At 68.2% G+C, this 10,470-nt stretch carries 10 protein-coding genes; 6 read left to right on the forward strand and 4 right to left on the reverse strand.

What is annotated here, in order from left to right; all coding sequences use genetic code 11:
* Positions 1 to 6: 6 nt before the first annotated feature.
* From ACFWFP_RS25145 to ACFWFP_RS25160, 4 genes are all read right to left on the reverse strand, one after another.
* Complete coding sequence (locus ACFWFP_RS25145; protein ID WP_379298872.1) at positions 7 to 1,149, reverse strand: glutamate--cysteine ligase; 1,143 nt, start codon at positions 1,147 to 1,149, stop codon at positions 7 to 9.
* 12 nt (positions 1,150 to 1,161) lie between these two features.
* Positions 1,162 to 1,857: a superoxide dismutase family protein gene (locus tag ACFWFP_RS25150; RefSeq protein WP_379298873.1), complete on the reverse strand. Its 696-nt coding sequence runs from the start codon at positions 1,855 to 1,857 to the stop codon at positions 1,162 to 1,164.
* Between the two features lie 89 nt (positions 1,858 to 1,946).
* Positions 1,947 to 2,510, reverse strand: a complete 564-nt coding sequence (locus tag ACFWFP_RS25155) for a LytR C-terminal domain-containing protein (RefSeq protein WP_379298874.1) — start codon at positions 2,508 to 2,510, stop codon at positions 1,947 to 1,949.
* 42 nt (positions 2,511 to 2,552) lie between these two features.
* Positions 2,553 to 2,879 carry a DUF3263 domain-containing protein gene (locus ACFWFP_RS25160; protein ID WP_379298875.1) on the reverse strand — a complete coding sequence of 109 codons (327 nt, stop codon included), beginning with the start codon at positions 2,877 to 2,879 and terminating at the stop codon, positions 2,553 to 2,555.
* A 172-nt stretch (positions 2,880 to 3,051) separates the two neighbouring features.
* On the opposite strand from ACFWFP_RS25160, the gene ACFWFP_RS25165 reads away from it, so the two are divergent.
* From ACFWFP_RS25165 to ACFWFP_RS25190, 6 genes are all read left to right on the forward strand, one after another.
* Complete coding sequence (locus ACFWFP_RS25165; RefSeq protein ID WP_378655757.1) at positions 3,052 to 3,642, forward strand: peptide deformylase; 591 nt, start codon at positions 3,052 to 3,054, stop codon at positions 3,640 to 3,642.
* The gene (locus ACFWFP_RS25170) at positions 3,632 to 4,597 is read left to right on the forward strand and encodes a GNAT family N-acetyltransferase (protein ID WP_379298877.1); all 966 of its coding nucleotides are present in this window, start codon (positions 3,632 to 3,634) and stop codon (positions 4,595 to 4,597) included. Before ACFWFP_RS25165 ends, ACFWFP_RS25170 begins: the two co-directional genes overlap by 11 nt.
* 16 nt (positions 4,598 to 4,613) lie before the next feature.
* Complete coding sequence (locus ACFWFP_RS25175; protein ID WP_379298879.1) at positions 4,614 to 5,423, forward strand: exodeoxyribonuclease III; 810 nt, start codon at positions 4,614 to 4,616, stop codon at positions 5,421 to 5,423.
* Between the two features lie 74 nt (positions 5,424 to 5,497).
* Positions 5,498 to 6,700, forward strand: coding sequence for a homogentisate 1,2-dioxygenase (locus tag ACFWFP_RS25180; protein ID WP_379298881.1), 1,203 nt, complete (start codon positions 5,498 to 5,500; stop codon positions 6,698 to 6,700).
* A gap of 34 nt (positions 6,701 to 6,734) precedes the next feature.
* Positions 6,735 to 7,910, forward strand: a complete 1,176-nt coding sequence (fahA, locus tag ACFWFP_RS25185; RefSeq protein ID WP_379298927.1) for a fumarylacetoacetase — start codon at positions 6,735 to 6,737, stop codon at positions 7,908 to 7,910.
* A gap of 148 nt (positions 7,911 to 8,058) precedes the next feature.
* Positions 8,059 to 10,320 carry an MMPL family transporter gene (locus ACFWFP_RS25190; protein ID WP_379298883.1) on the forward strand — a complete coding sequence of 754 codons (2,262 nt, stop codon included), beginning with the start codon at positions 8,059 to 8,061 and terminating at the stop codon, positions 10,318 to 10,320.
* The last annotated feature ends 150 nt before the right edge of the window (positions 10,321 to 10,470 follow it).

Genomic DNA, 10,470 nt, shown 5'->3' on the forward strand with positions numbered 1-10,470 from the left:
TGAACGCTACTGATCGAGCTCGCGCACCAGCGCGTCGACGACGGCGACCATGTCGCCCTGTGTCTGGGCGGCGACCCGGCGTTGCCGCTGGTAGGAGGCACCGTGGCGGGGAATGTCGGCCACCGCGGCCAGTTCGTCGGCGCAGCCGAGACGCTTCGCGGTCGGCTCGAGCCGGGTGAGCAGATCCATCAGATCGTCGGTGACCAAACGCTCATTGCTGGCGTCGTCGACGATCACGATCGCGTCGAGCCCGTAGCGCGCGGCGCGCCATTTGTTCTCTTGCACATGCCATGGCGGCAGCGTCGGCAGTTCCTCGCCGTTCTCGAGACGCTGGTCGAGGTCGACGATCAGGCAGTGGATCAGCGCGGCCACCGAAGCCAGTTCGGCCCGACTGGACAGCCCGTCGCAGACGCGGACCTCGATGGTGCCCCACTTGGGCGCGGGCCGGATGTCCCAGTGCATGCCACCGAGTTGTTCGAACACACCGGTTTTCATCTGGTCGTGCACGAAACCTTCGAACTGGCGCCAGTTCTCGAACTGGAACGGCAGCCCGGCGGTCGGCAACTGCTGGAACATCAGCGCCCGGTTGCTGGCGTAGCCGGTGTCGTCGCCGGACCACATCGGCGAGGACGCCGACAGCGCGAGCAGATGCGGATACGACAGCAGCAGCGAGTTCAGGATCGGAAAGACCTTGTCCCGGTGCGACACTCCCACATGCACGTGCACGCCCCAGATGAGCATCTGACGGCCCCACCACTGGGTGCGTTCGATCAGTTCGTCGTAATGCGGTGAGCGCGTGAGCTGTTGGGCCGACCATGCCGCGAACGGGTGGGTGCCCGCGCAGAACAGGTCGACACCGAGCGGATCGGCCGCGCGCCGCACCGCGTTCATGGTGCCGTGCAGGTCTTCGACCGCGCCGCCGACCGTGTCGTGCACACCGGTCACCAATTCGACCGTGTTGCGCAGCAGTTCCTTGGTGACCTGCTGGGTGCCGTCGTGGGCACGCAGGTCGCCGACCGCGTCGAAGACCGCCGAGGCGGTGTTGGACAGATCACGCGACACCTTGTCGACGAGCGCGATCTCCCATTCGATGCCGATGGTCGGCCGGGGCGAACCGCGAAACGACACCGGCTCGAAGGCCCCGGCCATGGGTGTGTCTCGCTAACCGACGACGCCGCACGCCACCCGGGCGCCCGCGTCACCGGTGGTCAGGGTGGTCTCGTCCGGGCCGGTGCCACCCTCGCGCGTGTAGCGCGGCGGGATGTTGCCGAAGTTGTCGGCACCGCCGTGGATGATCAGCGCCTTGCCCTTGACGTTGTCGAGAGTGACCGAGTCGGTCTGGGTGACCAGCTTCGCGGTGCCGTCGGCGCCGACCTGCAGCGAGGTGAGGTCACCGCTGGCCGGGTGCGCGGTGGCACCGCCGACCTGTAGATGCCCACCGGCCGAGGCGAAGTCGCCCTCACAGGTGCCGTTCTGATGGAAGTGCAGGCCGTGGAAGCCGGGCGTCAGACCGCGCGCTTCGACGGTGACGACCAGGTGGCCACCCTCCTGCACGATGGTCGCGGTGCCGACCTCGGCGCCCGCACCGTTCTTGAGCGAGGCCTTCAGGCCGCCCGCCACGCCACCGTGGTCGTCGCCGTGGCCGGGAGCCGCGGTCGCCGACGGTGCGGCGTGACCGCCACCGTGGCCGCCGCTTTCGCCCCCGGGCGCCGCCGAGCTGGTCCACACCGGCGGCGTGGTGCCCTTGACGTCACTCGACTCCTGGCTGTTGGTGCAGGCTGCGAGCCCGAACGCGGCGACCGCGAGCACCGGGGTCACAATGCGCCAGGACGGGCGACGAGTTGTCGACGTGGCCATCAGGGGACTCCTTATCGGACTGGGGCTATACCGCTCAAGATGATGCCACAGCGGCGACATGGCCTACGGCACCGCGTGCCGCGCCTGGTTCAGCGACCGGTCAGTACGACGACGACACCCGGCGAGGTGTCCCCCGTCTTGGGCGCGACCGTCCCGCCGACCTGCTCGGCGATCTCGGTGGCCGCGGCCTTGTCGCGCGCGCCGCCGCCGTAATACACGGTGGTGGTGGTCAGGTTCTCACCGCTGTAGTTGCCGGTGCTCACGTTGGTCCAGCCCGCGGTGGTCAGTTCGCTCGCGGTGCGTGCGGCCAGGCCGGCGACCAGGCTGTTGTTCAGCACCCGCACCGACACGGTCTGATCCGTGGTGCCCGTCGCGGGCGCGGTGGTGGTGGTGGTCGTCGTCGGTGCGGCGGACGACGTGGTCGTGGTCGGGGCGGCGGCCGCGCTGGTGGTCTTCGGCGCGGCCGTGGTGGCGGGCACCTGCGCTACCGCACTGGAGGTGGTGGTCTCGGTCTGCTCCGCATCGGATGCCACGGCATCGGAGTTCGACAGCGACATCGCACCCAGACCGGCGAAGACAATGGCCAGCGCGATCAACACCATCGCCAGCGCGCGCAACGGCGGGCCGCCGGGGGTGGGGTTCGGGTTGCTCACCCGCCCAACCCTAGCCGCAACGAAGGGTGTGTGGCCGTCATGTCAGACCTGGAAGCCGAGTTTGCGGGCGGCACGCGATTTCTGCCTGCTCGCTCGCAGCCGGCGCAGCCGCTTGACCAGCATCGGATCGGCGGCCAGCGCCGCGTCGGAGTCGACGACAGCGTTGAGGACCTGGTAGTACCGGGTGGCCGACATGCTGAACAGCTCGCGGATCGCGTCTTCCTTGGCGCCCGCGTACTTCCACCATTTGCGCTCGAAGTCCAGGATGTCGAGCTCGCGACGACTCAGACCCGCGCTCTCGCCGGCGGCCGAATCCTGTTCGCCCGCAGTGAGGCCCTCCGCGATGTGCCGAGCTGCTGCGCCGTCCATCTTGCTCCCTCGCCGAGTATCACGAGATGGGTAGATACCGTCGTCATTCAACCACGGGTTCCCCCGATCCTTCGACCCATGTCACGGCGTGTTGACTGAAGGCCAGTAGGGGTGGCGCGGCCCACAGGGGTCCGCCGATCCTCCGCCCGCGCCAGCGGCGATAATGGCGACCATGGCAATTCTCCCGATCGTGATCGTCGGTGACCCCGTTCTCCACAACCCCACCGCGAAGGTGACGGAGACCCCCGCGGAGCTGGCCGAGCTCATCGCGGATATGTACGACACTCTCGAAGAGTCCAAGGGTGTCGGCCTGGCGGCGAATCAGGTCGGCGTCGGCAAGCGCCTGTTCGTCTACGACTGCCCCGACTTCGACGCCACCGGCAATCCGCTACGCCGCAAGGGCGTGGTGGTGAACCCGGTGCTGGAGACCTCGGCGATCCCCGAGACCATGCCCGACCCCGATGACGACGAGGAAGGCTGCCTGTCGGTGCCCGGCGAGCAGTTCCCGACCGGTCGCGCGGACTGGGCGAAGGTCACCGGGACCGACGAGAACGGCGAGCCCGTGGAACTCGAGGGCACCGGCTTCTTCGCGCGCATGCTCCAGCACGAGGTGGGCCACCTCGACGGCTTCCTCTACGTCGACGTGCTGATCGGCCGCAATGCCCGCGCCGCCAAGAAGGCCATCAAGCGAAACGGCTGGGGTACACCGGGTTTGAGCTGGATCCCCGGCACCGTTCCCGACCCCTTCGGCCATGACGACTGACATTCCCCTCGGCCGCCGGGTGGTGATGCGGTACCAGCTGCCCGCCGGTTATCCCCAGCCACTCACCGACGTGATCGGCGAGCTGGTGTCGCTGACGCCGCCGTCGGTGCGGACCGTCGAGGGCGAGCTGGTCTCGGTGTCCGCCGATCGCGTTGTCGCCTTGAAAGCGCTGGGGCCAAGGCCCATTCGCACCAAGGAGATCCGGTCGCTGGAGACCGCGGCGGCCATGGCCTGGCCCGGCAGCGCGCATCTGTGGATCGACGGCTGGCTGGCGCGAGCGGGCAACGGCTACACCGGGCGCGCGAATTCGGCTGTGCCGCTGGGCGAGTCGGGTGTGCCCGCGGTGTTGTCGATCGACACCATGCACAAGATCGCGGACTGGTACACCGGTCAGGGGTTGCCGCTGTTGCTGCAACTGCCCGACCGGCTCGCTCCTGTCCCGCCGACCTGGAACACCTGGAGCGAGACCGTGGTCCTCGGTCTCGACATCGCGAATTTCGTCCTGCCGCAAGGGCCGTCGATGGTGCGTATCACCGACGCGCCCGAGGACGGCTGGCTGCGGACGCACCGCTACCGCGGCGAGATCCCGCTCGACCCGGCCGTGCGCGAACCCGACCGTGCCGTGCTCACCTCGGTCCTGGACGGTGTTCTCGGCTTCGCCTCGCTCGGCCTGCCCGAACCCCTGTCCATCGGGCGCGGCGCGGTGACCACCGCCCCCGACGGCCGACGCTGGGTCGGGCTCACCTGTGTGGCCGTAGCGACCGCGCACCGCCGCAACGGGCTCGGCGCGCTGCTGTGCGCCGAACTGATCCGGTGGGGTGCCGAACAGGGCGCGAGCCACGCCTACGTCCAGGTGGAGGTGGGCAACTCCGGCGCCCTCGCCCTCTACCGCGAACTCGGCTTCATCGAACATCACGCCTACCGCTACGCCGCCCCGCAAAGTCATCAGTCCTGAAAGGACCATCGCTGTCGTGCGTCTCGCCACCTGGAACGTCAACTCGATCCGCTCCCGCGTCGATCGGGCGATCGCCTTTCTGGACCGCCACGACATCGATGTGCTGGCGTTGCAGGAGACCAAGTGCCGTGACGATCAGTTCCCGTTCGAGCAGTTCGAGGCCGCGGGGTACGAGGTGGCGCACGTGGGCCTCAATCAGTGGAACGGTGTCGCGATCGTGTCGCGGGTCGGGCTCACCGATGTCGAGTTCGCGTTCCCCGACCAGCCCGGCTTCGACAAGGACGCGGGCGATTCGCTGATCGAATCGCCGGTGGTCGAGTCGCGCGCGATCGGTGCGACCTGCGGCGGAGTGCGGGTGTGGAGCCTCTATGTCCCCAACGGGCGCGCGCTCGCCGACCCGCACTACACCTACAAACTGAACTGGCTCTCGACGCTGCGCGCGAAGGCGGCGGGCTGGTTGGCCGACGACCCGGCGGCGAAGATCGCGCTGGTCGGGGACTGGAACATCGCCCCCACCGACGACGACGTCTGGGCGCCGGAACTGTTCGTCGGCAAGACCCACACCTCCGCCCCCGAACGCGAAGCCTTCCAGTCCGTGCTCGATCTCGGCTTCCGCGACGTGATGCGCCCGTTCGCCCCCGGTCCCGGCGTCTACACCTACTGGGACTACACCCAGCTGCGTTTCCCCCGCAAGGAGGGCATGCGCATCGACTTCATCCTCGCCTCCCCCGCCCTCGCCGACCAGATCAAGGACGCTTCGGTGGACCGCGAGGAGCGCAAGGGCAAGGGCGCCAGCGACCACGCACCGGTGATCGCCGAATTCTGACGGACCCGCCGCGCATTCTCGGTTACGTTGGAGGGAGAAGTTTCAGCCTGCAACGTAGCGGGAGGTGCGCTTTCATGTCGTTCTATCGCCGGGTCGGGTCGGTGCCGCCGAAGCGGCATACGCAGCATCGGGATGAGCGCGGCAACCTCTACTACGAAGAGTTGATGGGCGAGGAGGGGTTCTCGGGCGACTCCTCGCTGCTGTATCACCGCGCGCTGCCGCCCGCGATCGTCGACGCGACCGTCTGGGAGCTCCCCGACCAGACGTTGACGCCGAATCATCCACTGCATCACCGGCATCTGCGGTTGCCGCTGCTGTTCCCCGGCGATACGGCAACGACGACCGACCCGGTTACCGGGCGCAGGTTGCTGCTGGCCAACGCCGATGTGCGGATCTCGTACGTGGTCGCCAAGGGCGCGTCCCCGCTGTACCGCAACGCCATCGGCGACGAGCTGGTGTACGTGGAATCCGGTGCGGCCGTGGTGGAGAGCGTGTTCGGGATCGTGCCGGTTCACCAGGGCGATCAGGTCCTCATGCCGCGCGCGACGACCCACCGCTGGCTGCCGATGGGCGAGGAACCGTTGCGCGCGTATGTGATCGAGGCGTCGAGTCATATCACCCCGCCCAAGCGCTATCTCTCGAAATTCGGCCAGCTACTGGAGAATTCGCCGTACTGCGAACGCGATCTGCACGGGCCGCTCGAATTGCTGCGCGTCGAGGACACCGAGGTGGAAGTCCTGGTCAAGCACCGGGCGGGCACCGAGGTGATCGGCACCAGGATGGTCTACGCGACGCATCCGTTCGATGTGGTCGGCTGGGACGGTTGCCTGTACCCCTACACGTTCAATATCGCCGATTTCGAACCGCTGACCGGCCGCGTTCATCAGCCACCGCCGGTGCATCAGGCCTTCGAGGCCACCAATTTCGTCGTCTGCAATTTCGTGCCGCGCAAGGTCGACTACCACCCGCTGTCGATTCCGGTGCCGTACTACCACTCGAATGTGGATTCCGACGAGATCATGTTCTATTGCGGCGGAAACTATGAGGCGCGCAAGGGTTCCGGTATCGCCCAGGGTTCGGTTTCGGTGCATCCGGGTGGTTACGCGCACGGCCCACAGCCCGGTGCCTACGAACGCAGTATCGGGGCGGAGTTCTTCGACGAACTGGCGGTGATGGTGGATACGTTCCGGCCGCTGCAACTCGGCGAAGGGGCGCTGGCCTGCGAAGATCCCGCTTACGCGTGGACCTGGTCCGGCCGTGGGCCGGGGCTCGCATGAGTCAGGGCGGCGGCCACCGATGAGCGGCGCGCAGGTGTCGCGCGTGGAAGTACCGGCCGACTCGCTGTTCGGGCCGGAGAACATGCCCTACGGCGTTTTCGCACCCCCTGACGGCGACTTCCGGGTCGGTTGCCGGTTGGGCGATATGGTGCTCGATCTGGCTGCGCTGCTGGATGATCCGGTGTTCGCTCAACCCGAGATGAACGCGTTTCTCGCGCAGGGTTCCGGCCGCTGGCGTGAGGTCCGTGAGCGGGTGCGCGCGCTCGCCGATACGGCTCTGCCGGCTGCTGCCGTATATCCCGTGTCCGCTGTGCGAATGGCACTGCCGGTGCGGATCGGTGACTACGTCGACTTTTACGCCAGCCTCGACCACGCCACCAATCTGGGCAGGCTGTTCCGTCCGGACAGTGAACCGCTGCTGCCGAATTGGCGGCACCTGCCGGTGGGTTACCACGGCCGGGCAGGCACCGTGGTCGTCTCGGGCACCCCGGTCGTCAGGCCGCGAGGCCAGCGCCGGACCGCCTCCGGCACACCTGATTTCGGCCCGTCGCAGCGGCTGGACATCGAAGCCGAGCTGGGCTTCGTCGTCGGTTCCGGCTCCACGCTCGGCGCACCGGTCTCCGTCGACGAATTCGCCGAGCACGTGTTCGGCGTCGCCCTGGTCAACGACTGGTCGGCTCGCGACATCCAGGCTTGGGAGTACCAGCCGCTCGGCCCGTTCCTCGGCAAGTCGTTCACCACGTCGCTCTCGGCCTGGATCACCCCGCTGTCCGCGCTGACGCGGGCCCGGGTGCCGCTACCCGCACAGGACCCAGCACCCCTCCCCTACCTGCGCGGTACCGGCGACTTCGGCCTCGATATCGACCTGACCGTCTCCTGGAACGGCGAGGTCGTCGCGCGCCCGCCCTACTCGCGCATGTACTGGTCGCCCGCCCAGATGCTGGCCCACCTCACCGCCAACGGCGCCTCGATCCGGCCCGGCGACCTCTACGCCTCCGGCACGATCTCCGGCCCGGAGCCGTCCCAACGCGGCTCGTTCATCGAATTGTCCTGGGGTGGAACACAACCCATCACGGTGAACGAGCAAACCCGCACATTCCTGGCCGACGGCGACGAGGTGACGATCACCGCCACCGCGCCGGGCACCGAGGGCAGGCCCATCGGCCTCGGCGAGGTCGGCGGCCGAATCCTGCGGGCACGCGGCACCTGAAGCACCGCTAGCGGTTGCGAACCCCCTCCGCGTCCACCCAGGGGCGGAGATGATACTCGAGCCACCTCCACCCCGAGGCGGTATCGGAAAGAATTCGACGCGGGATACGGTGACGGTTCGAACGTTTCCGAGCAGAGGGCACCCGACGATGTTGACGAGAATCGCCCGCACCGCCGTTGCCCGACCACGATGGGTGGTCGCGGTCGCGCTGGTGCTGATGGTGTTGTGCGGCGCGATCGGCGCCACCGTGCACTCGCACATGAAATCGGGTGGATTCGTCACCGCCGATCTCGATTCGGTGCAGGCCAGCCAATACCTGAGCGACCACTTCCCCGGCAGTGAACCCAACTACGTGCTGACGGTCTCGGCCGAGGGCGTCGCCGATTCGCCCGCCGCGCGCGCAGCCGCCGACCACGCGCTCGCCGTCCTCGGCGCGCATCCCGAGATCGTCAGCGGTGTCCAGTCGTACTGGACCGCGCGCCCCGACCTCAAACAGGCGATGCTCAGCAAGGACGGCACCCACGCGCTCATCCTGGCCAGCATCGAGGGCGACGACGCCGAACTGCCCGTCCGGGCCGCCCAGCTGAGCGAAGAACTCCAGGTCGAGAGCGGTCCGGTCACGGTCAAGGCCGGTGGGCTCGCCGCCTCCTTCGCCGATATCAACACCCAGATCAGCAAGGACCTGATCATCGCCGAGGCGATCGCGATCCCGATCACCGGCCTGCTGCTGGCGCTGGTGTTCGGCAGCCTCATGGCCGCCGCGCTGCCGGTCGCGATCGGGCTGTTCGCCATCGCGGCGTCGCTGGGCATTCTGCGCGTACTGACCGCGCTCACCGACGTGTCGATCTTCGCGCTGAACATGACCACGGCCCTCGGGCTGGCATTGGCGATCGACTACAGCCTGTTCATCGTCAGCCGATATCGCGAAGAGCTGACGGCGGGCGCTACTCCGACCGCCGCGGTGACCCGCGCGATCCAGACCGCTGGTCGTACCGTCGTGTACTCGGCGCTGGTGGTCGCGCTCTCGCTCTCGGCGCTGCTGGTCTTCCCGCAGTACTTCTTCAAGTCCTTCGCCTACGCGGGTATCGCCGTGGTCGCCGCCGCCGCGGCCGCCGCGGTGATCGTGCTGCCCGCCCTGCTCATCCTGGTCGGCGATCGCATCGACGCGGGCGACCTGCGCGCGCCGATGCGCCGGTTGTTCCGGCTGGCCCCGAGGACGGAAAAGGAACCACGCCAGAGCTTCTGGTACGGCCTCGTCGTCGCGGTGATGAAGCGTCCGATGTCGATCGCGCTGGCCACCACCGCGTTCCTGCTGGTGCTCGGCTCGCCGTTCCTCGGTGTCCAGTTCGGCTACCCCGACGACCGGTCGCTGCCCCCCGGTGTCGCCAGTCGCGAAGTGGGCGACATCCTGCGCACCGAATTCGATGCCGACATGGCCTCGAGCGCGACCATCGTGCTGCCCGAATTCCGGGGCAGCACAGCCGAGCTCGATACTTACGCCCGCGATCTGTCGAAGGTGCCCGACGTACCGGCCGTGCTCAGCAGCGCGGCGGTGTATCGCAACGGGATGCGGGTGGCCGCGGGCGTGCCCGAGATGACGGACCCGCAGCACGGCGCCTACCTGTCGGTCGCCACCTCGCTCGATCCCTACTCCGACGCGGGCGGCGATCAACTCGACGCGCTGCGCGCCGTTCCCGCGCCGTCGCAGGCCCTGATCACCGGCCCGGCCGCGCTGAACCAGGACTCGGTCGAGGCGATCACCGGCAAATTGCCGCTGGCGGGCGCGCTGATCGCGCTCACCACGCTGGTGCTGCTGTTCCTGTTCACCGGCAGCGTGGTGCTGCCGGTGAAGGCGCTGATCCTCAACATCCTGTCGCTGGCGGCGACGTTCGGCGCGATGGTGTGGATCTTCCAGGAAGGCCACCTGTCGGGCCTGCTCGGCTTCACCGCGACCGGCACCCTCAACCTGGCCATGCCCATCCTCATGTTCAGCCTGGCGTTCGGCGCGTCCATGGACTACGAGGTCTTCCTGCTGTCGCGGATCCGCGAGGAATGGCTGGCCGGGCCGAAGACCACCGAGGGCAATACCGAAGCCGTCGCGATGGGCGTGGCCCGCACCGGACGCATCTTCACCGCCGCCGCACTGCTGATGAGCATCGTGTTCCTCGGCGTCGCCAGCTCCGGCGTGTCGATGATGAAACTGTTCGGCCTCGGCTGCGCGCTGGCGGTGATCAGCGACGCGACCGTCATCCGCGGCCTGCTCGCCCCCGCGCTCATGCGGATGATGGGCACCTGGAACTGGTGGGCACCGAAGCCACTGGTGGCGCTGCACAGCAAGTTCGGATTGCAGGAAGCCGATGACCTGCCGACCCCGGTCGAGCGCCAGCTGACCGAATCCGGCACCCGTTAGCCAGCGTTCAGGCCGCCGCCTACACTGCAAACCAGCCACGCACGCCCCGACCTCGAGGAGGGGCTCGCCGCGAAGCGGCGGTTCGCGGCCGTCCCGCCGATGGGAGGCCGTTGCGTAGGCGACGAAGGAGCAAGCAACGGCCTCCCATCG

The sequence above is a fragment of the Nocardia sp. NPDC060249 genome, assembly GCF_042728755.1.
Taxonomy (GTDB): Bacteria; Actinomycetota; Actinomycetes; order Mycobacteriales; family Mycobacteriaceae; genus Nocardia.

What these genes read in the sequence shown, in the direction of transcription:
- ACFWFP_RS25145 (WP_379298872.1), bottom strand. Translation starts at nt 1,149, where the DNA reads ATGGCCGGGGCCTTCGAGCCGGTGTCGTTTCGCGGTTCGCCCCGGCCG.
- ACFWFP_RS25150 (WP_379298873.1), bottom strand. Translation starts at nt 1,857, where the DNA reads ATGGCCACGTCGACAACTCGTCGCCCGTCCTGGCGCATTGTGACCCCG.
- ACFWFP_RS25160 (WP_379298875.1), bottom strand. Translation starts at nt 2,879, where the DNA reads ATGGACGGCGCAGCAGCTCGGCACATCGCGGAGGGCCTCACTGCGGGC.
- ACFWFP_RS25165 (WP_378655757.1), top strand. Translation starts at nt 3,052, where the DNA reads ATGGCAATTCTCCCGATCGTGATCGTCGGTGACCCCGTTCTCCACAAC.
- ACFWFP_RS25170 (WP_379298877.1), top strand. Translation starts at nt 3,632, where the DNA reads ATGACGACTGACATTCCCCTCGGCCGCCGGGTGGTGATGCGGTACCAG.
- ACFWFP_RS25180 (WP_379298881.1), top strand. Translation starts at nt 5,498, where the DNA reads ATGTCGTTCTATCGCCGGGTCGGGTCGGTGCCGCCGAAGCGGCATACG.
- ACFWFP_RS25190 (WP_379298883.1), top strand. Translation starts at nt 8,059, where the DNA reads ATGTTGACGAGAATCGCCCGCACCGCCGTTGCCCGACCACGATGGGTG.